We start from the raw sequence: 21,638 nt of genomic DNA, 5'->3' as shown, positions 1-21,638 counted from the left end.
CATCAGTCCGCGGCTGCGTCGTTGTCGAGAACCCGCATTATTCCGTCGAAGACATCCTTATCGGCGTGTTTGCCGATGATGCAATCATTATGCGCATATCCTTCGATCAGGGTCCGCGTGAACAAACCCGCGTCACCCGGCATTTTTTCCTTCAGCCATTGCTGCGTGTAATAGCCGCTTTCCGGCTGAACGATCTGGTTGATTGTTCCCGAGACGATGTGGATCGGCAGTTTCAGGCGTTCGGGATTGCACAGGTAGATATCTTCGCCCGTGCTCGACACCGCCATTCCGCGCTCCATGATCAATCCGAGCTGTTCAAAGGGGCTGGTGGCAATCTCGCCGAACATCTGCCGCATCGCGTCATGGGTCGCCTCATTCAGGTTCTTATGGGCGATGACCGGGCCATACAGGCCGTAAATGCGGTGACAGGTCGGGCTGTAGCAGACGTGATCAATGCCAAAGGGCGCATTCCAGTCGACGGAATTGTGCAACTCGTCGAGGGGGATCCGGTACCCCTCGGTTCCGGGTTGCGGCGACACCGGATTGATCTTCGGAATTCCATCCTTGAGAAGACCCTTGATGGCCTCCCAATCGGGGCCGTCGCCCAGTTCGTTCCGGACGATGCCGGACAGAAACGGGGGGAAGCCATTGCTGAAATCATGGGCAAGGCCCAGTTCGGATTTGACCACGTTGAACCAGTTGGCTGCCGGGTGGACGGTGAATTGCATCAACACCATCCGACGCACCTGTTCGGTCGGGACATGCCCGCCCAACAAAGCCATCTGCGCGGTCAGCGCGCCGACGCAATGGGCGACGATCTGAAGGGATTCCGCCTTTGCTTCACCCAGCACATGGGTCACCGCCCTGGGCCAGTCCTGGGCTGCGACATCGTCAAGCGTATAGTCCGTCTGCGTTGGCGTGACCCGGGGGCTGAGCCGGCTGTCGAACCCCCAGACGTCGTAATTCTGTTCCAACAGGCGCTTGACCAGCGACGTCTCGGTGGTCTTCAGGGCGAAGGTCAGCGATGTGGTCGACATGCCCGGCGCCAGCAGGATCGGCCCTTTCACCGGCTTGTCGGGATCAGGTGGCGGGAAATGGAACAACCGGATCGGTGGGTCGTCATCGGTCTTCGGAAGTGAAATCACCTTCAGCCTGGAGCCGCCATATTCCTCGCCATCTTCGGGCAGGGCCTTGAGCGTATCGTCGCTTTGTGACGGGAAATCCTCCATATAGGCCGGGAAACCGCCATAGGCGCGGAAAACCAGCCCTGCAAAAACCTGGGCGATCCCGGCGCCGAAATACGCCTCCAGCCCTGTCGCCAATTCGCTTGTCCAGTTGTCGCCGCCACTGGTCGCGCCCTTGTTCAGCAGGGTCAGAAAGGCGCTCTGCAGCAGCGTGGGCTTGGTCGATGTCCGTCTTGCCTTTGGCGGTTTGGCCATCGCCGCACCAAAGGTGGAGCTCGATATTGCCTGCGTGGCCTGATCTTCAAGATCCGAAACCGCAACGGCGCCTTCGAACCCGGTCCTGATCGTTTCCATCTGCGCGGCCAGATCCTGCAGGTCGAGCCTGATGATGCCTTGCAGAGGGGTGGCCGCACCAGCCGGACCTATGGGTTCCAGATCAACATAGAGCGTGGTCAGATCGGTCCACCAGAAGGATCCGGGGGCCCGCCGCAGATATTTGGTGCCTGTCATGGTCCAGCTTGTCCCGGCCGTTTCTTCCGGCGTCAATGTGCAGGTGTAGGTCATCAGCCAGGTTTCGACCGCATTTTCATCCGGCACCAGCAGATCGAATTTGCCATCCGATACGGTGTATGTGACAGGATCTTCGCCTTCCCCGGCAACAAGATGAACGTTTCCGCCAAGCTTGGCATCGGTGACAGATGCGATCACGTTGCCCTTCGCATCACGGCCGAGCGTGGACGGGGCGCCGACCGTGAAATCCGCCCGCAGAGACCGCTTGGCAGCATGGCCTAGCCCCGCGGCAACCTCGTAGTGGTTGCTGATGTCGTGGTCTTGTGAAACCCGGCGGTCAGAAATGTACCCACGCATGGTTTCGTCGAACCCGAAGCTGGGTGAAACATCGCCGAGCGCATCGAAAAATGCGTTCAGAAACGGTTGCAGGCTACCCTGCGATTGGCTCTCGCCGCCGGCCAGGAACAAGCCGCGCAGATCCTCGGCCAACTGCGCGAACCCGTTGCCAAGGTCGCCGTATTCGTAGGTGCCGTTTTCGTTCGACGGTATTGAAAACCCGACATCAATGAGGAACGAGGCGACGTCATTGAAGTTATAATCTGGTATCATGCCCACCAGGAACGCGGTGATTTCGGCCAGTATCGCTTTCCAGTTGGGCTCCTCTGCCTTGCAGGCTTCGGCGATTGTCTCGGCCAGCGTTGCAGCGGCACCGATGCCCATGGCGATCCTCGGCAAATCCAATCCGCCCTGCGCCGCCGGGTCGTCCGGGAGGGGTGGCGGGGCGGCACCGGCGTCGACCCTTTTTTCCGCTTTCTTCGGCGCGCCGACCAGTTGGTCCATCGCGCGTTCGGTGATCGCCGAAATCGTCAGCAGCGGATTGACGCCAAGCGCTTTGGGCACCACCGCGCCGTCGCAGACCAGGAGGGTTTCATGGATCGTATTCTGACCGTCACCCTTGTAGACCCGGCAATCCGCATCGGTGACACCGTCGGCATCACTGTCGGACATCGGGCAACCACCCAGCGGATGGACCGAGACGATGTTGCGACCAAATTGCTTTTGCCAGATCGGGTTGGCGATGTAATTGGCCCAGATCGCATCGGATGCTTCGGTCAGTTTCTCATTGTCGCGTATGAAAGACGGCTCGCTGCCCGCGCCTTCCCAGTCGACATGGACATAGCCCAGTTTCTTCGGGTCTTCTGGTGCTCGGTATGTCAGATTTCCCGACGCGCTGTCATGCGACATCAGCAGATAGGACTGCATCTGCGTCATCACGCCCTCGTAGCTGAGCGTGGCCGGATCGCCGCCCGATTGCAGCGCCTCTCCCAACCCCTGCAACGCGCCTAGCCGGGCCCGTGTATCGGGGAAACCGGCGTAATCGGCGGTCAGCACATCTTGCAGGAAGAACGCAGGCGGATAGATGGCGGCCAACGGCCCCGGTGCGACACCGTCCTCGATCACCATGCCGGTCTCAAGTGGCTTGTCGTCATCCATGTCCACGCGGATGACACCGGTGATGCAGGGTCCGGGCTGAAAAGCCGGCGAAACCGACGACCCGCTTCCGGCGGTATGGTCCAAGGGAAGATTGCTGCCCGCCCCGATACTGTAGAGCGGGGTGGCGGCCTCGTCCGAACCATTGCTGCCCGGCAGGTTGGCCCCAAATCCAAAACCCAGAACGTCGCCATTGGCCGAGAATTTGGTTCCCAGCGCTTTCGACAGGGGCAGCCCGTGCACATCCTTGGAACGGGCAAGAATTTCAGTGCTTCCCACAGCCCCGGCGGCCAGGATCACCATGTCGGCCGCGATGGTTTTCCGGGCCTGTCCATCGACCGACTTCGACCGGTCGAGCACATGAACCTTCCAGCCGCCGCCCTTGACCGGCTCGACCGTGGTGACCTCGGTTTCGGTCACGATCTCGGCGCCCGCACGCTTGGCATCGGGCAGGTAATTCATCAGCAGGGTGTTCTTCGCACCGTAATTGCAGCCCGAACAGCAATCGCCGCACATGGTGCAACCGGCCTGATTGAAACCGAACGCGTTCAGGCCCGCCTCGAACGTCACATTGATTTCGGCGCGCTGGAAATCCTGTTTCATTGCCGCCGCGCTTTGTTCAAGCGCCTGCAGTTTGGGCGGGTTGTGTTCCTCGGGAAGCTCGATCGCGCCGAGGTTTGTCATCACCCTGGCAAAATGCGCCGACAGGACATTTCCAGGCGGTTCCGGTTCTCCGTCACCCTCGGCGGGCTTTTCGTTATCGCTCGGAAGATAGGCCCGCGGCCAGCCGGACTTGAACACCCGCATGTCGGGCTTGATCGAAACGCCCGCATTCACCAGAGAACCGCCGCCCAGGCCGTTGCCGACGATGACATGAACGTCATCGTTGACCCGCAGTTCCATCATTCCGTTGGCATCCGGGTCAAGCGGGCCCTCGCGCGCCGTTATCACCTGCAATTCCTTGCGCGCGCCCACCAGATCCCTGGGGTATTGACCGGGCAATATCTCGCGCCCGCGTTCCAGCAAGCAGACGGGCTGTTTCTCCGGCGCCAGACGCGAGGCGGCAATGCTGCCGCCATAGCCCGATCCGACGATCACCACCTTGAAATGGGGCGACTGCCCTTGCGCGAACAATTCGTCGAGGGATATTGATATCGGCGCCATCGTGAAGCGTGTGCCCGTTTGATCCGTCACGATGTTCCCCCGGTTTCGTTCTCACGATCATTGCCCGTCTGGTGCTGCTCCATGATGTAGGCTTGCTTGACGCGATAGGCCTCGGCTGCCTTGGCGCTGAACGCATCCCAAAGACCCTGGTTGGCCGAAACCGCGCGCTGCAGCCCCTGCGCCAACGGGTTTTTGTCGGGCGTGCCGTCTGCCGTGACAACCCGAACCTTTGAAGGCGCTGCATCGTCGGCCTGTTGCGGGACGTCGCAGACACGAAGCGATGCGACGTTCAGATCCTCGTCGATGAACACGACCGCACCCCCGAGACGGGTGCCGAACATCGGTGTGTCCATATCCCAACCGCCCGTGTTGTAGATCGCCGGTGGCGTGGCAAAGCCCGGGACGGTGACGCGTGTTTCAAACGGCTTGTGCGTATGTCCGAATATGAACGTCAGATCCTCGACCTCGGCACCCGGAAGTTCGTCGGATATCTGGCGTTGAACCGTGTCCGAGATATAGGTTTTCAAGCCCGCCAGACTGTCGGCGCCGAGGGTCTCGTGATAGCTGAAACGCTCCATCTGGCTGAAGTTGCCCAACGTGCTGTCGACAAAGGCCCTGGCGGCGTTTTCGGTCCAAGTCCGGGCCTTCGCCGTGTGCGGCAATGGCAGGCCCGCGGCCAGCTTTTCGGCCAGGATATGGGCCAGCCTGTGGTCGAACCGCAGATCCTGGCGCCCGGTCATCAGCGCATGGAAAGCGCGTGTGATATCTGTGCCGAGCTCGCCATTGTCGCCGTCGGTGGACCATATGAAGTCGATCCAGCTGGAATTCAGCCGCTCAAGCGTTTCGGCGTCGAACGAGATATTTGGCGAGCCGTTCAGCAGCGATGTCAGCGTCGACATCAGCCGGTACATGGACTCGACGAAATGGCCATGGTGAAGGACGACCATCCGCTTGTTGTCGTCGGACCTTAACCCCATGTTCGGATAGAACGTTGTCGCCGGTTTGAACCCCTTGTCGGTCAGGATCCGATCCATCAACGCCGCCGCGGGCTGCGTCTGGGGGTCGGCAAAAGCAGGGGTGGTGTGCACGTATTTGTCGTCCGCCTCGGACGCGCCGATCATGTCTTGAAAGCGCGTTACCGTCCACAATTCGTGGTCGTGATTGCCGGGCAGGAAAATGAACGGGCCGAACGCATCGCCGGCCCCGGCATTCATGAGCGAGTCAAGAAACGCGCCGAACGTCTGGATGGAAGATTTGGGCGTTCCGAGGGACAGGTCGAATATATCGCCGAGCAGCACGACAAAGGGCAATTCCTCAGGCTGCGGAGCGGGGTCAAACGTTTCGAGTGTCTTGATCAGCGCCGCCGAAAACGCGTCACGCAAGGGACCGGCGCTTGCCCCGGTGCCGGAGGTTCCGTCAGTCGCAGGCGTATCGGTGAGCAGCGCCGAGTGCGATCCCAGGTGAAGGTCGGACAAACAGATGTATTTGATCTTCGATTTCGATGCATGCATTGAATTGCTTGTTGAAAACTCACCTTTTCCATCGCTCCGAACGGTAGTCTGAATACCTTGGTATGACCAAGACATTTCTGTCCATGAGCCGACCCGGGGTCGTGTCAGTGGGCCTTGTGTTGCGGCCGGTCAGGCCGGTGCGGGCGTTGTTGCGGAACGCCTGCCCGAGGCATGACTGCCCTTACCCCGCCGACATGCAGCGCGCGCCCTGTTGCCCCGGTTTCCGAGGCGCGGGCCGCAGGTCGATATTGCGTGACTTCAATCTTGCCTAGCAATTTTGTTTTTTGATAGGTATAAACGTGCCAAGCAAAAGATGGAAATGATAGGCATGACCTCTCTGAGCAGCATCGCAATGAGTGCCTATACCGACCTGGTGCGGCTTCTGAAGGATGACGCCTTGTCCGGTGTGGAGGGCAAACCGACCCTGAAAGAGCGGGGCGACAAAGGTTATTGGTACGCGGCGCGGCGTGTCGGCACCGAGATGCGGTTCATCTATATCGGCGAAGACAGCGACGAGACGCGCGCGCGCATCGCCCGCATCGAGGAGCTGCGCGCGACCGCGAAGGATCGGCAGGCCGAGCGGTCGCGGCTGGTCCGGCTCTTGCGGGCGGAAGGCATGACGCCCACCGACCGGGCGACCGGCTCCATCCTCTCTGCGATGGCCACGGCCGGCACCTTCCGCCTGGGCGGCACCATTGTGGGGACGACTGCGTTCCGGCTCTATGAGGGCGAGCTTGGCATCCGCCTGCCCCTGGGCGGCATGGCCAATACCGGCGATATCGACATCGCGCAGTTCGAGAAGCTCAGCCTTGCCTTGCAGGATCAGGTCGATCCGGGTCTGGCCGAGACCTTCTCGGCGCTGAAATTCGATCCGGTGCCCGGGCTTGCCAGGGGTCGGACCTGGCGATGGGCGCAGGGCGGCAGTGGTCAGTTGGTCGAGTTCCTGACACCGGCCTTCGGCGAGGAGACGATCCGCAACCTGCCCGCGCTTGGCGTCGGCGCGCAGGCGCTCAACTACCTCAACTTCCTGATTGCCGAGCCGATCCATGCGGCAGCCCTCTACCGGTCCGGTATTCTCGTGCAGGTGCCGCGCCCGGAGCGCTTTGCGATCCACAAGCTGATCATCGCCGATCGGCGGCGCGAGGGGGCAGGCAGCCTCAAATCCGCAAAGGACCGGGAGCAGGCGGGTTTCCTGATCGAGGCGATGGCCGAGGACCGTCCCGATGATCTGGCCCGGGCCTATACCACCGCGCGCGAGGTCGGACCGCGCTGGCGCGCGCATATTGACACTTCGCTGAAGCGCCTGCCCGAGACCAGGACCATCCTCGAAAGCCTGGGCGCGTCGTCGTCAGGGCGATGACCGATCCCGCGCGTCGGGTCAGATAATGAACCTGTCCCAACTTCCATAATGTTCCTTGCTGCGCTTGCCGCGCGGCAGGCTGAGCGCGATGAGAGCGATCCCGGCGAGGATGCCGACAAGGCTGCCTGCGACCGTGCCGCCGTCCAGGAACCACGGCGCGGTGATGAGCCAGAGGCCGAAGAGGATGTTGAGGAACCGCAAGGGCCGCGCGACCTCGGCCCAGGCGATGACCGCCGTGGTCAGGACCAGGGCGCCGAGCAGGTGGTCGCTGTTGGCCATTGCCGCGTCGTTGCCGAAGATCGCGCGCGACAGCATCAGGACAGCACCGATCCCCGCACTAAGCCCGAGCGTCCATGGAACGGTGACGCCGCGCGCGCTTTGCCGGAAGACCTGCATCGGGCGCGCGTCGAAGCTCATTTCGCCGCCCGTCGTGCCACCGGGCAGCGCATCGCCGCGGAAGAACGCGCGCCAGAACGGCCTGCCCCGGCGCGTGTTCCAGACCATGAACTGCACCATCGCGACAATCTCATCGAGCGAGAATGGGATCATGATCAGCATGGCCAGCGCCGCCAGCAGGCAGATCGTGCAATAGGTGCCGATGGTGATCGGCTGGATGATGATGAAATAGATGCTGACCACGCCGAGCGGCCCGACCACGATCCCGAACAGCGCGACCATCCAGGGCATCGTGCGCCAGCGCAGGCGGCTGCCCATCACGCCCATCAATATCTCGAACATGTAGCTCATGGCGCCCAGGCCGCCATCGGCAATGGGCCAGGCTTTCGACACTTCCGAAGTGATGATGTATTCGGTCCCGTTCAGTGCGACGGGCGAGGAAAAGAACGGCTCCCACACGGCATCGACATGGCCGAGCTGATAGGCCGACAGAATGCGCGACAGGATGAAGCCCACGACACCGAGCGCGATGATCGGCAGGCGCTGGACATAGGTGGAGGGGCAATAGGTCCAGCCGGGCGGGATGTCGCTATCGTCCATCATCCCCTCGCGCGACATGCCCGGCATCATCGGGATCAGGATCGTCAGGGCGACCACCAGCGCGCCGATCAGCGTGTCATTGGCATAGACGGCCGCATCCGGCGTCCAGAACACCAGCGGCGCGGCCAGCAGCCAGACGCCGAGCGCGGCATTCGCCCATTGCGCCCAACCGTTGCCGGGGCGCAGCGACAGGGCGGCAAAGACCATGATGGCCAGCCCGGTGAAGACATCGTTCCACGCGGTCAGCCAGCTGCGGGTCGCGGCGGCCCAGAGGCCGCGATCCTCCGTCACGCGAAGGACCGCCGCGCTGAATTCGGTCTGGTCGAAAGTGCCGAACACCGATGGCGCGGTGGCCAGCCACAGGCCGAGAGCCATGACCAGCCAATGCACCCAGAGCATCGAGAAATGCATCTGCCGCATGTGTTGATCATGCTCGCGCATGGCGGTGTCCGCGTCTGCCTCGGTCGGCGCCTCCTCGGTCGCCTCTTCCGCGGCGGCGGTCTCGACCTTGGCCGCCGAAACGCGGGCGGCGTTCAATCCGTTCGCCTCATACCATCCGTAGGGGTCGTCCTTCAGGCGCTGAAGGATGCCCGGAATGTCATCGCGCAGGCTGTGTTCGGGCGTCCAGTTCAGGTGCTTTTTCGCCGCCGACAGGTCAAGCTCGTAGTGGTCGCTGGAAATATCGACCATCCAGGCCTGGATGAAGGCATCCTCGCCGAAGACCTCGTTTTCGGTCCAGGCACCGAGCTTGGCCAGTTGCGGCGGCACGTTCCAGGTGATCCAGTCCTCGCCATGCAGCTCGCGCCCGATCAGCCGCTGCAAGTCTCCGAACGGGATCGGGTCGGTTTCACCCAGAAGCACGGGAAAGACGTCCGGCAGTTTGGCGCGCCGGTCAACGATGCGTTCCACCGCGTCGAGGAAATCATCCAGGTGCAGAAACGCCTGCCCGCGCGACAGATCGCCGGGATAGACCTTGCCGTTGAAGCGTCGTTCGTGAATGCGCGCGATCTGGTGGGCCAGGAACGCCGATTTTCCGGTGTCGTCATAGATACCGGCGGGGCGCATCAGCACGAGTTTCTCATCGCCCCGCTCCTCGCGCAGCACCTTCTCCGTGCGCACCTTCGATGCGCGGTAGGGAAACTTGGGTTCGAGAGGATGATCCTCGTCTATCGGTTCCCCCGGCTCGGTCGGCGCATGGGCCAGCATGGTGGAGGCAAAGACGAACTGTTCCAGCTCGAACGCCTGAAGCCCCTTCAGCAGCCGCCGTGAACCCTCGACCGTGACGGCATCATAGGCGGGATTATCCTCGCCGCTGAGATCGAAATAGCCCGCAAGGTGAATGCAGGCGGCGATCCGGTCGCCATAGGCCAGCCGCACACGATCAAGCGCGGTATCGACGCTTGCCTGATCGGTGATGTCGAAACAGACACATTCGGCCTGATGCGGCGGGTGCGGCGGCGCGTACCGGTCAAGCCCGACGACCCGGTAGGTTCCGTGCAACCGGCGCACCACGGCGGACCCGAGATACCCGCTCGACCCTGTGACAATTACGACAGGCTTGTTGTCATCCGACATGGTGCTGCTCCGGCTTCAAGCTATGTGCGCAGGAATTTCACCAGCGCCGAGAGCGCGAGACCCAGAGCCACCACGACCAATTGCCAGGCGATTCCCACGCCGGGCATCATGCCGTCCCCCATCATTCCGCCATCGACCATGGATCCCGCCCTTCGTTCGAATTCCATGGGTTCCCAACGATCGCGTCGGCATCTGGTTCCAATTTCCAGCGCCGGACGGATGGACGCAGCGTTTGCGAGTCATGTTGATCGCTACAGACCGCCTTCGACGATGGGCAATGCCCCGTCTAGACGGTCTGGTTCATGTTTTCGCCCCTGGCTGACGACCGCACATCGGGACGGTCGCCGGATCAGGGGGCCGGGATCACACCTTGTTGGAGGCGTCGCTCGAATAGGCGAAAGGGTTGATCCTGTCCTCGGATCAGACCGTGTTCACCTTGGGATAAAGGAAGACCTGCGCGCCGATCTCGACGCGGGGGTAGAGGTCGATGACATGCTCATTGGTCAGGCGGGCGCAGCCGTTCGACACGGCGGTGCCGATGGTGGCAGGCGCGTTGGTGCCGTGGATCCGCAGGTAAGTATCGTGCCCGTCCGCATCGTAGAGATAGAGCGCCCGCGCGCCGAGCGGGTTCTCCGGCCCGCCGGGGACACCGTCGGCGAAGCGGGCATAGCGTCCGGGTTCGCGCCGGATCATCGCATCCGTCGGCCGCCACCTCGGCCATTCCGCCTTGCGTTGCACGGTGAAGGTGCCGGCCTCGTAAAGGTTCGCGCGACCGACACCGACGCCGTAGCGGATGGCCAATCCGCGATCCAACATGAAATAGAGGAAAAAATCGTCCGGTGTGACGTGAATATCGCCGGCCAGCCAATCGGTCCGATAGGTATTGACGAGTTGCGGCAGGAAGCGTTCGGGCAAGGTGGCGGGATGCGCCAAACTGCCGGTCGCGCCGAGGGCCGCGGTTGCGCCGATGCCGGCAATGAAGGCCCGACGGGCCGTGTCCATGGTCATAATTTTTTCCTTTCTATCAATTGTTGGGACAGCGGGGCCAACCGCCCTAACAATCCCAGCTTCGCTTCTCTTCCTTTCACATGGCCGTCCTGGCCTTGTCCTTCGTTACCAGCGCCTACTGCGCCTGTTCCTCACGCACCTCGTCCACCAATCGCTGAAGAACCTCCTGTTCCACCGCGCCCGGAACCAGGTTTTCACCCAGAATGAATGTCGGCGTTCCCGTGATGCCCAGAAGATCGGCAAGCCGCATCGAGGTCTCGATATGCTCGGCGACCTCGGGGGCCTCCATGTCGGCGCGCAGCTGGTCGATATCCAGGCCGATCTCGGCCGCGATGGTCAGGACCGAGCGTTCCTCGGCGCGGCCGCTCATGTCCATCATGGCCCAGTGAAACTCCTCGTAGAGCCCCTGTTGGCGCGATGCGAGGGCTGCGCGGGCGGCAAAGACCGAACCTTCGCCGAGGATCGGCCACTCGCGATAGACCAGGCGGATACCGGGATCGGCCTCGACCAGGTTTTCGATGGTCGGTGCGGCGCGGCGGCAATAGGGGCAGTTGTAGTCGAAGAATTCCACGATGGTGACATCGCCATCCGCGTTGGCCAGCACGGGCGCGTTGGGATCCTGTTCGAGCTGCTCGCGCTGTGCGGCGATCATGTCGGCGCTGCCGGTCACCCGTTCCTGCGCCGCACGTTCTTCGAGGATTGCGATGGCCTCCACCAGAATCTCGGGATTTGCCAAGATGGTCTCGCGCACCAGTTCACGCACGCGATCCTCGGTCATGGCGTCCTGGGCCGTGGCGGCAAGCGGCAGGACGAGCAGCAATGCAGCGACGAAAATTCGTTTGATCAAGGTCATTTCAACGGTCTCCCTGGGCGGAAATTTCCGCCTCTGTGCGAACGGCCTGCATCTCTTGGATTCTGTCAGGCCATGTGGATTGAATATAGGCGAGAATATTCCAGATTTCCTGTGGTGTCAGGATGTCGGCAAAACCCGGCATGCCGCTGTCGAAGGGAAGCCCCATACGGGCCATCACCTCTTCACCGCCAAGTGCCGTGTAGTTGTAGAGCACCGCATCGGAATGGTGCCAGGTATGCCCGGTGTCGTCATGGGGCGGCGCGGGCAGGATGCCATCCGGCCCCGGTGAGCGCCAATCCGGCTGGCCCTCAAGTTCGGCCCCGTGACAGGCGGCGCAGTTCTCGGCGTAGAGGGTGGCCCCCTGTGACAGGTCCACAGTCTCGGGCATGATCGGCAAATCCTCGGAGGCCGTCTGTGCCGAGGCATTCCAGGAGGGCGCGACCAGGCTGGCGATCGCGATGACGGCGAGGGGAATGTGCAAGCGTTTCATCATCATGCCACCCGAACCCAGGTCATCATGCCCGACACCGCATGGGACAGCATATGGCAATGCAACAGCCAGTCGCCCGGATTGTCGGCGGCAAAGGCGATCTCGCGGCGTTCCGCGCTGTCCATCAGAAGCGTGTCGCGCATCGGACCAAGCGTGCCGTCGGCCAGAACCTCGCGGAAATGTATTCCGTGCAGGTGCATGGCATGTGGAAAGGCGGTATCGTTCGAGATCGTCAGCCGCGCGATCTGTCCCCTGTCCAGCGTGGCCAGGGGGGTGTCCGGCATGCCGACCATCCCGTTGAAGGCCCAGAACTGGTTGGCCTGGGCCATCTCGCGGAAGCCCGTCTCCTCGCCGTCGAGCATGGCCCCGCGGAGCGTGCCCATGGCGCCGCCCTCCATGTTCAGGGTCAGGTCGACGCTGTCGCCCGACAGGTTGAACGCATCGCCGGGATTGGGCGGCAGGGCGTCCGGTGTGCCGCGCCGTGCCAGGCTGGCCTGACCCCGGACCTGGAACGAGACCTGCGGCGTGCCGCGCGCCTCATCGGCGCGGGCCAGATAGGCCGTGCTGCCCTGTTCGGCTATGACATCGACGATCAGGTCGGCACGCTGGCCGGGGCCAAGCACAACCACCTCCTCCAGTGGCTCGGGCGCGGGCAGGGGCATCCCGTCCAGCGCCATGGTCCAGCCCTCGAGCCCGAACAGCCCGAGAGCGAAGATCCGGGCATTGGCCGCGTTGATCAGGCGCAGGCGCAGGCGTTCGTTGCGCTGCACGGTCATGGTCTTGTCGAAAATGCCGTTGGTGAGGACGAGATTGCCCAGGCGTCCGGCATGGCTGCGGGCATGCGCGCTCTCGAAATCGCCCGAGATCTGCCCGGTTTCGGGGTCGATCAGCCAATCGTCGAGCACCAACACCTCCTCCCGGTCGATATCGGGCGGCGTGTCCTCCTCGACGATCAGCGCCCCGTGCAACCCCCTTGCAACCTGCTCCATCGAGCGGTTGTGGGAATGATACCAATAAGTTCCCGCATCGGGCAACACGAAGTCGTAATCGAAACCGTCTCCGGGCTCGACCGCCGCCTGTGTCAGGCCGGGCACACCGTCCATCGCGTTGTCGATGCGGATGCCGTGCCAGTGAATGCTGTGGGCCTGCGGCAGGCTGTTGACCAGGCGCCGTTGCAGCCGCCCGCCCTGGGCCACGCGCAGGACCGGGCCGGGGGCGGTGCCGCCATAGCCCCAGATATCGGTGGCGGGATAGCCGTCGGGGGCCAGCTGGACCGATGCGGTCATCGCTTCGATCGTCTCGAACGCGACCGTCGCCATCGCCTGACGCGGCAGCAAGCCGAGCAGGGCGGTGGCCGCGGCAGAGCCTGCCATGAACTGTCGTCGGGTTTGCATGATCGTCTCTATCCTTCAACATCCGTGTTTTCCGGGCAGATGGCCCTGCCCGGAAAAATCAGGTCTTCACTCCCGGACCCAGTCTTCATCTTCGGGATCCATGAGATAGGTGGCAATCGCCAATCGGTCTTCCGGGGTCAAGAAACTGGTGCCGTATTGCACCACCTCCCCCATTCCGCCGCCAAGGACATCCCCCGACGGCGTGATGCCTGTTTCGAGCGCATAGACCAGTGAGTCCACCGTCCAGCCCCGGTCGATCAGATGCTCCAGCCGAATCGACGGCGCATGATCGCCGCCGGGCAGCGCGTCATTGCCCGCATAGAAGGACGAGGTAATTCGCGCGCCGACGATGTTGCGACCGGTATGGCAGGCGCCGCAATGGGCCGCACCACGGGCCAGTTCCCGGCCCCGGTTCCAGATATCGCTGCGCCCGTCCACCGGTTCCGTTTCCGGGTCGGTAAGGAACGCGGCCCGCCAGAGCTTCAGGGTCCATCTCAGGTTGAAGGGGAACCCGACGTCGTGGTCAGGGGCCGCTTCGGCGACCGCCGGCACGGTCTGAAACGCCGCCCAGAGATCCGCAATATCCTGATCCGTGAAATCCGCGTAGAACGGATAGATGAAGGTCGGATAATAGGGCTCACCCTCCGGGCTGATGCCCTGGCGGATGGCGACGGCAAAATCCTCGATGGTCCAGTCCCCGATGCCATGCACGGGATCGGTGGTCAGGTTCGGGGAATAGTAGGTGCCGAACCGCGTCTCCAGTTCCACGCCGCCCGCAAGCGGTGCGCCGCCCCCCTCGGCATTGGTGTGACAGGCGATGCAGCCGCTGGCACGGGCCAGATAGGCCCCGCGACCGACATCGCCGTCAAGCCGGATCGGGTCGGGTCGCGTTCCGATGGGCCAGAGGATGACGGCACCCGATGTTGCCGCAACCACGCCGATGAGCAGCCCTGAAAGTTTCCACCACTTCATGGATCAATTCCGTGCTGCGCGAAATTGGGTATGGCAGGCCGAACAGACCTGTGCCGCAACCGTGAAGACCCGATCCACCGGCATCTGCGCCAACATCTCGGGGTCGGGTTCGGTGGCCGTGCCGCCGCCCATCATGGAGGGGCCGCCACCCATCATGGTGGAATTGTCCACCGGTTCGAGCATCGCCGATCCTGGCGGGTTATCGGCGGCCTCGGCCAGCGCCCCGGCGACGACTTCCATCCGCATTGCCATCGCCTCGAAGGTCTCCCAGTCCTGCCAGATTTCCGCCCGTGCATAGGAGGCGGCGTCGTCGCTGCCTTCGGGAAACAGCGCCGTCATCGTCTCGCCCGCATGGCGTTCGAGCGCGGCCGCCGCGTCGAGCACGGCCTCGCGGGCATATTCGGTCCGGCCTCGCATCATGGGCGTCAGATCGCGCACCGTATCGCGCATCGCGACCATGCCATCCATGCGTTCGCGCACGATGCCGGTGGCACCCTGATGCGACGCGGCAAGGGTTGCCACGAGCAGGCCCCCCGCGGTCAGGGTCGCCAGCGTCTTCTTCATAACTCGGTCCTCGGTCTTGATTGTCTTGGGGGTTACATCAAGACCGGCCCTCGTGGGGGCGGGGGATCATAGACCTGGATGAAGGGCGCCAGGTGGTGACCGGGATGGATCAGCGAGACGAGAGCGGCACGCCGCGCGAAGGACACGCCCTGCTGCCCGTTCATCACGCCCGAGAGGGAGCAGTTCAGTCCGGGATGGCAATGACCGCCGATCTCGGGGTGATCCGGCGCCGACTGGCCATGATCATACGCGGCAAGCGAATGGCTGTCCTGCGCCTCGGGCGCCTCGTCGATCCGGTCGGTGATCGCGCCGTTGGCATCCGGCAGCGCATTGGTCAGCAATCCGAGCACCATGAGGGCAATCAGCAGTAGCGACCGTATCGGTTCGTTGATGTGGAAGAACCACCGCATCAGGAAATGCCGTTCTCGCGCTGCAACTCGCGGATATACCGAACGATGGCCCGGACATCGGCGTTGGTCAGGCCTTCGATGACCGGCATGTTGCCGAATTCCCAGTGATGCGCAGGCACGCCATTGCGCGCGGCCATCAGGAATGCCTGGTCGGAATGGTGATTGGGTCTGTAGGTCGGATGGATAAGCGGCGGCGCGACGCCGTTTTGTCCGGCGGCATTCGTCCCGTGGCACGCGGCGCAGGCAACCTCGAACACGCGCTGTCCGACCTGCGCCTCGGGAGACAGTTCCGCTGGCAGGGCGACATCGACGATGGGCCCGCCCGCCTCGACATCGGAAAGGTCGGGTGGCTCCATGGAATGGGTCGGCGCGGTGTCTTCGCGGGTGAGGAAATTGGTGGCGGCAAGGGCCAGGCCGATGATGAAGAAGGCGGCGATGCCGAGACCTGCTTTTGACATTTGGGCGTACTTTCGTGGAAATTCCGGCGGCGGGGGTTTGGGGGGTCAGATAAGGCGCACCTGGGTGCCGAGCGGGGTGCGGTCGTAAACCTCCTCGATCTGTTCGTTGAACAGGCCGATGCACCCGTTCGAGGAGCGGCGTCCGATCTTGCGCGTGTCCTGGGTCCCGTGGATTCGGTAATATTGCCAACTGAGATACAGCGCCCGCGTCCCGAGCGGGTTGGTCGGGTCGCCGCCGGGCACATAGGCCGGCCATTCGGGGTTGCGCTCGCGCATTGACGGGGTGGGGGCCCAACCGGGGTTCTCGCGCTTCTCCACCACTTCGGTATAGCCCCGGCGGGTCAGTTCATCGGTCGCGGGAACGGAGGTGGGGTAAAGCCGCATCTCGCCATCTGCCGTCCAGTGCTGAAGGATCCGCCGATTGGTGTCGGACAGGATGACCCCAACCCCCAGGGCGTCGAAGTGATCGCGCCAGTCATGCACTGCGAAAGACGATATGTTGCGCCGGGTTTCGGCACCTGACGCGGGGCCGTCGGCAGAGGCGCGAAGCACGGTCGGGGCCGCCAACGCAGGCACTCCGATCGCCGCCACCGTCAGCATCCGACGTCGCGTGATGGTCTGTATCTTGTGTCTGCTCATGCCTGCCATTGTCCTCGAACGCGTTTCGTTTACTTTTCGAGCCTTCCAGCCCGGGAAGGTCAATCCAAATGCGGCTTACAAAGTCGTGATTATTGTATCGCTATGTAACATTGACCTTCCAGTGCTGGAAGCAACTCAATGGTCCGAAACAGCGATTAACAGCCGAGGTGATTCAGGTGAGCAACAGGTCAGATCAAAGTCAGACCGGAAATCGGTTTGCCAGGTTCGGGATGATTGCGTGCTGCCTGATCATGGTCGCACCCATCGCGATTGTGCTGCTGACCGGCGGGGTTGACGCGGTTCTGGGCAATATCGGCCTGTTCCTGCCGCTTGCGGCCTGCCTTGGGCTGCATGTGGTCATGCACCGCATGATGGGCCGATCCTGTCACGGGGCGGCGGAATCACCCGAAACCGAGGCTGCCCCGCAGCAGGACGTCGTGCCGGTCGCGCGCCGCGGAACCGTTGCACAAAGCCATTGAGCATGCGGCCTCTTTGGCGCAAGGTCGGCTTGTTCGGCCTTTTGCTTGGACTGGGCGGCTGTGGTGTCGCGCTCCGGCAATGCCCCAATCCGGCGCTGACGATGGATGATGTCGAATCGGCTGTGCCGGGCGCCGGGGCCAATTGCCGAGCCGTTGAAAACCTCGGCGAAGGCGTTTACCGGGTAGAGTGCGACGGCAACCGCACCGGCTTTGTCGTTCGTTAGCCGCGGACAAGATCAAGAAAGGGAAACCGATGGGCAGAATGTCCTCCTTCCGGTGGGTAATCGCGCTGGTCGCCGTGGTCCTGTCCATGCCGCTGCCCGCCATGTCGGCGACCTCCGATGTCGTATCCAGCCCCGCCCTCGAGGTCAGGCTGGTGACGGCGGAGAACCAGGTCGCGCCGGGGGCAAGTTCGATCTCTGCCGGTCTCGACATGTCGTTGTCGGAGGGCTGGAAGACCTATTGGCGCAGCCCGGGCGAGGTGGGCCTGCCGCCCGAGCTGGATTTCACCGGATCGGACAATGTGGCCGAGGTCGAGATCCTGTGGCCTGCACCGGAGCGTTTCACCGCCTTCGGCATTCAGAATTTCGGCTATTCGGGAGAGGTCGTGTTGCCCGTCCGCATCCGTCTGGAGCGGCCGGGAGAGGCTGTCAGCCTGCGGGCCGAAGCCAATGTGCTGGTCTGTTCGGACGTCTGTGTGCCGTCCAGTTCCACCTTCGCGCTCGATCTGCCCGCGGGGGGGGCCGGAACGCAGGACGCGATCGACCGGACCTCGGCGGCGCGGATCGCGACCTTTGCCGCAAGGGTGCCGCTCGTTGGCCCGACCGAGGCGATCTCGGACGTTGCCGTCTTCGTGAACGAGGATGACCGGACGCTGACCGTCACGGCACAAGGAAGCCATTCCTTCGAGGCCCCGGACGTGTTTCCCGAAATGGGCAGTTTCACGGCGTTCGGCGAACCCGATATCCGGCTTGCGGATAACGGGCGCGCGCTATGGGCGCAGTTTCCGATCTTGTCGCTGGACCCGGACGCGCCAGCGCCCGTGATCACGCTTACCGATGGCGATCTGGCGCGCACGGTCGAGGCGCGCCCCCTGGACGCGTCCCCGCCGGCCCCGTTTGCACTCCAGGTCGAGCGCAGGCCGATTTCCGCCCTGGTCTGGATCGGGCTGGTCGCCTTTCTGGGCGGGCTCATCCTGAATGTGATGCCCTGCGTTCTTCCGGTGCTGTCGATCAAGCTGGCATCGGTGATCACCGGAAGGGACAAGACCGGCGGGGAAATCCGCGCCAGGTTTCTGGCCTCGGCCGTCGGGGTGATGGCGTTCATGTGGGTGCTGGCCGCAGCGACGTTCGGCCTGCGCCAGGTCGGCGTCACGGTGGGGTGGGGATTGCAGTTCCAGAACCCCGGCTTCCTGGCCCTGATGGTCGTCATCCTGTCCATCTTTGCCGCGAACATGCTGGGGCTGTTCGATATTTCCTTGCCGTCGCGGATGCAGACCCGCCTGGCCGACAGCGGCGCGCGGCGCGGCTATGGCGGGGATTTCGCCACCGGGGCCTTTGCCGCCATGCTGGCCACGCCTTGTTCCGCGCCCTTCCTGGGCACCGCCATCGCCTTTGCGCTGACCGGCGGCATCGTCGATATCGGCGTCGTGTTCACCGGGCTCGGGCTTGGCCTTGCCACGCCCTATTTCGCGGTCGCCGCCTATCCACGCCTGGCGCTGATCGCGCCGAAGCCGGGGCGGTGGATGATCGTGCTGAAGGTGGTTCTGGGTCTCTTGCTGCTTCTGACCGCGGCCTGGCTGGTCTGGGTCTTGTCGGGCGTGGCCGGACCGGTTTCGGTGTCGGTGACCGTCGGGCTGGTGATCGCCCTGATCGGTCTGCTGACCGTGAAGCGCGTGCCGCCGGTTGCAAGATGGGCCGGCATCGCGGTGCTGGCCGTGGCCCCGATCTACGCGGCGGGCCAGTTCGCGGATCAGGACGGGGCGGTCCGGGAGGCGGGCACCGAATGGATCAACTTCGACCGGGCCGCGATTGCCCGCCATGTCTCGCGCGGAGAAACCGTGTTCGTCGATGTGACCGCCGATTGGTGCCTGACCTGCCAGGCCAACAAGGTTCTGGTCCTTGACCGCGACCCGGTGGTGGAAGCCCTGGCCGCGGACGGTGTGATCGCCATGCGCGCCGACTGGACGCGACCCGATGAGGATATCTCGCGCTATCTGGCCGCCTTCGACCGTTACGGCATCCCGTTCAACGCGGTTTATGGCCCCGGCGCCCCGGAAGGGATCGTGCTGCCGGAGCTTCTGAATGCCGAGGTGGTCATGGAGGCGCTGCGCGAGGCGGCGACCAGCGCGGTGGCCGCCGCCGACTGAGCCCCGCCGCTGGCGGGCAGGTCAGTCTACAAGATCGGCTGAAAGCGCCTCGAAGCTTTGCCGCGCAGGACCGGTTTCGGGAAGCAGCGGCTCGGCGCGGGCAAGGGCGTCGCGCGCGGCATCGAGCTCGCCCAGAACCCGGTACGCATTGGCCAGCCGCAACCAGCCCTCCAGGTCGTCCGACTCCTCCTCCAACCGGGCAGCAAGGCGCGCGACCATGGATTGCACCATCGCGGCGCGATCCTCGGCGCTCAATTCCGCCGCGGCCTCCATGTCAGCCGCACTCGGGCCGGGGGTGTCGGTTCCGGCCATCAGCATCATCGGGCCGACAGGTGCCCGCCCGATGCGTTCTCCGATCCGGTTCAGGCGGGCGACAAAGATCTCCATCCAGGGGGTGATCTCGGTTTCGACCGCAATCCGGTTCGCCAGGGCATCATAGGCCATTGCGCTGCTGCCGGATTGTTCAAGCGCGATGGCCTGATAGTAGACCGCTGCCGGATTGAGCGGATCCAGTTCGACCGCCCGGTCAATCGCGGCCTCGGCGGGCGGTGTCACGATCCCGTCCTCATTGGCAATCATCGCCTCGGCCAGTTGCGAGAACGTGGCCGAAGAGGCTTCGGAACGCTCGGAGGCGACGGTAAACGCCTCGACCGCCGAGGAATAATTGGACATCCGCATGTATGTCCGGCCAAGCAATATCCAGCCCTCATGCGCACCCCCATCCGGTTCGGCCTCCAGGCGGTTGCGCAGTTCGGCGGCCAGGCCTGCCATTTCGTTCGCCGCCGCGCGTTCCGCCCCACGCTCGGCGAAGGGCACGCTTGGCACGTCGGGTTGACCCAGGACGACGTAGAGCCCGACGCCGCTGGTCAGGACGACCGCGAGGACAGGAACCAGAACCCAGGCGCCGCGCCGAGGCGACGAGGCAGTGCGGGTCTGCGCGCCCGAATAGGCCAGCAGCCGCCGCTTGACCTCGATCCCGGCGTCGCGGGCTTCGGCACTGTTGATCAGCCCGCGCGCTTCGTCCCGCTCGATCTCCGCCAGTTGGTCGCGCAGAATGGCAACCGCGCCTGCCTTGCGGTCCCCCCTGTTCTCATCACCCCGGCGCAGCGTCAGCAGCACGAACAGGATCGCAACGGCCGCCATGGCCGCGAAGATCAGGAAAAGCGTCATTGGCGGGTCTCCGTCGTTGGCGGGGTGTCGATGACCGACCGGAGGGCGTCCTCCTCTTCGGCGGTCAATTCATCTGGTTTCTCATGTTTTTTTCGCCGTGCCTGCCGAATGACGGCGATGCCGATGGATGCGGCCAGAAGCACCAGGACCAGCGGCGCAAGCCACAAGGCATAGGTCTGTGTGTTGAAGGGCGGGCGCAGCAGAACGTAGTTGCCGTAGCGCGCGACCATGGCTTCCAGAACCTCGTCATTGCTGTCACCGGCAACGATGCGCTCCCGAACCAGCACCCGCATGTTGCGCGCGATGCCGGCGTTGGAACTGTCGATGTCCTGGTTCTGGCAGACGACGCAACGAAGCTGCTGCGACACTTCGCGCGCGCGGGCCTCCAGCGCCGGGTCGTCCAGCATCTCGTCCGGCTCGACCGCCAGGGCGATGGTCGCGGAGGTCAACACCACTGCGAGGACAAGAAGAAGTCGGGTGATCATGTCATGCCTGCCTGCCGGGCCTGGGCGAGGGCGGTCGTGAAGTTACGAATTGCCACATCGCCCAGGATCGGACCAATATGTTTGTAAAGAACCGTCCCGTCCGGGCCGACGATGAAGGTTTCCGGAACCCCGGTCAGGCCCCAGTCGAGGCCAACGCGCCCGTCGATATCGGAGCCGATACGTACGTAGGGATTGCCAAGCTCGTTCAGCCAGCGGGCGGCATCCTCCGGCTCGTCCCGGTAATTGATGCCGAACAGTTGCACGCCTTCCTCCGCGACCAGGCGGGTCAGAACCGCGTGTTCGGCCCGACACGGGACGCACCACGAGGCGAAGACGTTGACAATCACCGGTGCATCGTTCCCCTCCAGATCAGCGTTCGAGAAGCCCGGCACACCGGTTCCCGCAACCTCTGGCAACTCGAAAACGGGCGCAGGCCGGGAGATCAGCACGGACGGGATGGAGTTCGGATCGCGTTCGGGGTTCAGGCCCCACAGGAAGAACGCACCAAAGACCAGAGCGACAATGACCGGGCTGGCGAAAAGAAGGCGCTTCATGGG

Annotated in this window: 20 protein-coding genes and 1 pseudogene; 4 read left to right on the top strand and 17 right to left on the bottom strand. The window is 63.6% G+C overall.

Annotation, left to right across the window (positions count from 1 at the left end):
- Nucleotides 1-2: 2 nt before the first annotated feature.
- From HNS34_RS16180 to HNS34_RS16175, 3 genes and pseudogenes are all read right to left on the bottom strand, one after another.
- Nucleotides 3-3,485: a GMC family oxidoreductase gene (locus HNS34_RS16180; RefSeq protein WP_328700555.1), complete on the bottom strand. Its 3,483-nt coding sequence runs from the start codon at nt 3,483-3,485 to the stop codon at nt 3-5.
- A 9-nt stretch (nt 3,486-3,494) separates the two neighbouring features.
- Nucleotides 3,495-4,088, bottom strand: a pseudogene (locus HNS34_RS21105) (GMC family oxidoreductase N-terminal domain-containing protein); the annotation flags it as partial.
- A gap of 287 nt (nt 4,089-4,375) precedes the next feature.
- Nucleotides 4,376-5,860 (bottom strand): metallophosphoesterase, encoded by a 1,485-nt coding sequence (locus HNS34_RS16175; protein WP_172321131.1) that lies wholly within the window; start codon nt 5,858-5,860, stop codon nt 4,376-4,378.
- Between the two features lie 328 nt (nt 5,861-6,188).
- Here HNS34_RS16175 and HNS34_RS16170 point away from each other — a divergent pair, with 328 nt between their 5' ends.
- Nucleotides 6,189-7,220: a nucleotidyltransferase family protein gene (locus HNS34_RS16170; protein ID WP_268879103.1), complete on the top strand. Its 1,032-nt coding sequence runs from the start codon at nt 6,189-6,191 to the stop codon at nt 7,218-7,220.
- 18 nt (nt 7,221-7,238) lie between these two features.
- Here HNS34_RS16170 and HNS34_RS16165 read toward each other — a convergent pair whose 3' ends face one another.
- The 11 genes from HNS34_RS16165 to HNS34_RS16115 all read right to left on the bottom strand — a co-directional run bounded on the left by HNS34_RS16165 (nt 7,239) and on the right by HNS34_RS16115 (nt 16,579).
- Nucleotides 7,239-9,791, bottom strand: a complete 2,553-nt coding sequence (locus HNS34_RS16165; protein WP_172321129.1) for an NAD-dependent epimerase/dehydratase family protein — start codon at nt 9,789-9,791, stop codon at nt 7,239-7,241.
- Between the two features lie 20 nt (nt 9,792-9,811).
- A complete protein-coding gene (locus HNS34_RS16160) occupies nt 9,812-9,958 on the bottom strand; it encodes a hypothetical protein (protein WP_172321058.1) in 147 nt (48 codons plus the stop codon).
- A 253-nt stretch (nt 9,959-10,211) separates the two neighbouring features.
- Complete coding sequence (locus tag HNS34_RS16155; RefSeq protein WP_172321149.1) at nt 10,212-10,793, bottom strand: L,D-transpeptidase; 582 nt, start codon at nt 10,791-10,793, stop codon at nt 10,212-10,214.
- Between the two features lie 121 nt (nt 10,794-10,914).
- Entirely contained in the window at nt 10,915-11,652 is a 738-nt protein-coding gene (locus tag HNS34_RS16150) for a DsbA family protein (RefSeq protein WP_172321128.1), read from the bottom strand.
- Between the two features lies 1 nt (nt 11,653).
- Complete coding sequence (locus HNS34_RS16145) at nt 11,654-12,142, bottom strand: c-type cytochrome (RefSeq protein WP_172321148.1); 489 nt, start codon at nt 12,140-12,142, stop codon at nt 11,654-11,656.
- A gap of 2 nt (nt 12,143-12,144) precedes the next feature.
- Entirely contained in the window at nt 12,145-13,536 is a 1,392-nt protein-coding gene (locus tag HNS34_RS16140) for a multicopper oxidase family protein (protein ID WP_172321127.1), read from the bottom strand.
- Between the two features lie 66 nt (nt 13,537-13,602).
- Complete coding sequence (locus tag HNS34_RS16135; protein ID WP_172321126.1) at nt 13,603-14,508, bottom strand: cytochrome c; 906 nt, start codon at nt 14,506-14,508, stop codon at nt 13,603-13,605.
- Nucleotides 14,509-14,511: 3 nt separating this feature from the next.
- Nucleotides 14,512-15,072, bottom strand: coding sequence for a c-type cytochrome (locus HNS34_RS16130; RefSeq protein WP_172321125.1), 561 nt, complete (start codon nt 15,070-15,072; stop codon nt 14,512-14,514).
- A gap of 32 nt (nt 15,073-15,104) precedes the next feature.
- On the bottom strand, nt 15,105-15,482 hold the full coding sequence (locus HNS34_RS16125) for a hypothetical protein (RefSeq protein ID WP_172321124.1): 378 nt from the start codon (nt 15,480-15,482) through the stop codon (nt 15,105-15,107).
- The gene (locus tag HNS34_RS16120) at nt 15,482-15,940 is read right to left on the bottom strand and encodes a c-type cytochrome (RefSeq protein ID WP_172321123.1); all 459 of its coding nucleotides are present in this window, start codon (nt 15,938-15,940) and stop codon (nt 15,482-15,484) included. Before HNS34_RS16120 ends, HNS34_RS16125 begins: the two co-directional genes overlap by 1 nt.
- 45 nt (nt 15,941-15,985) lie before the next feature.
- Complete coding sequence (locus HNS34_RS16115; RefSeq protein WP_172321122.1) at nt 15,986-16,579, bottom strand: L,D-transpeptidase; 594 nt, start codon at nt 16,577-16,579, stop codon at nt 15,986-15,988.
- Between the two features lie 251 nt (nt 16,580-16,830).
- Here HNS34_RS16115 and HNS34_RS16110 point away from each other — a divergent pair, with 251 nt between their 5' ends.
- The 3 genes from HNS34_RS16110 to HNS34_RS16100 are packed head-to-tail and all read left to right on the top strand — an operon-like array spanning nt 16,831 to nt 19,426.
- Complete coding sequence (locus tag HNS34_RS16110) at nt 16,831-17,058, top strand: DUF2933 domain-containing protein (RefSeq protein WP_235952772.1); 228 nt, start codon at nt 16,831-16,833, stop codon at nt 17,056-17,058.
- Nucleotides 17,059-17,060: 2 nt separating this feature from the next.
- Nucleotides 17,061-17,282 (top strand): hypothetical protein, encoded by a 222-nt coding sequence (locus tag HNS34_RS16105; protein WP_172321121.1) that lies wholly within the window; start codon nt 17,061-17,063, stop codon nt 17,280-17,282.
- A 29-nt stretch (nt 17,283-17,311) separates the two neighbouring features.
- The gene (locus HNS34_RS16100; protein ID WP_214647508.1) at nt 17,312-19,426 is read left to right on the top strand and encodes a protein-disulfide reductase DsbD family protein; all 2,115 of its coding nucleotides are present in this window, start codon (nt 17,312-17,314) and stop codon (nt 19,424-19,426) included.
- 21 nt (nt 19,427-19,447) lie between these two features.
- On the opposite strand, the gene ccmI is transcribed toward HNS34_RS16100, so the two are convergent.
- Genes ccmI through HNS34_RS16085 form a run of 3 tightly spaced genes read right to left on the bottom strand, consistent with a single transcriptional unit; the run spans nt 19,448 to nt 21,635 of the window.
- On the bottom strand, nt 19,448-20,596 hold the full coding sequence (gene ccmI, locus HNS34_RS16095) for a c-type cytochrome biogenesis protein CcmI (RefSeq protein WP_172321120.1): 1,149 nt from the start codon (nt 20,594-20,596) through the stop codon (nt 19,448-19,450).
- A complete protein-coding gene (locus tag HNS34_RS16090; RefSeq protein ID WP_172321119.1) occupies nt 20,593-21,081 on the bottom strand; it encodes a cytochrome c-type biogenesis protein in 489 nt (162 codons plus the stop codon). Before HNS34_RS16090 ends, ccmI begins: the two co-directional genes overlap by 4 nt.
- On the bottom strand, nt 21,078-21,635 hold the full coding sequence (locus tag HNS34_RS16085) for a DsbE family thiol:disulfide interchange protein (protein ID WP_172321118.1): 558 nt from the start codon (nt 21,633-21,635) through the stop codon (nt 21,078-21,080). Before HNS34_RS16085 ends, HNS34_RS16090 begins: the two co-directional genes overlap by 4 nt.
- Nucleotides 21,636-21,638 lie beyond the last annotated feature (3 nt).

This window comes from Alterinioella nitratireducens, from assembly GCF_013155465.1.
GTDB lineage: Bacteria > Pseudomonadota > Alphaproteobacteria > Rhodobacterales > Rhodobacteraceae > Alterinioella > Alterinioella nitratireducens.
This window is presented reverse-complemented; position numbering and strand designations above follow the sequence as displayed.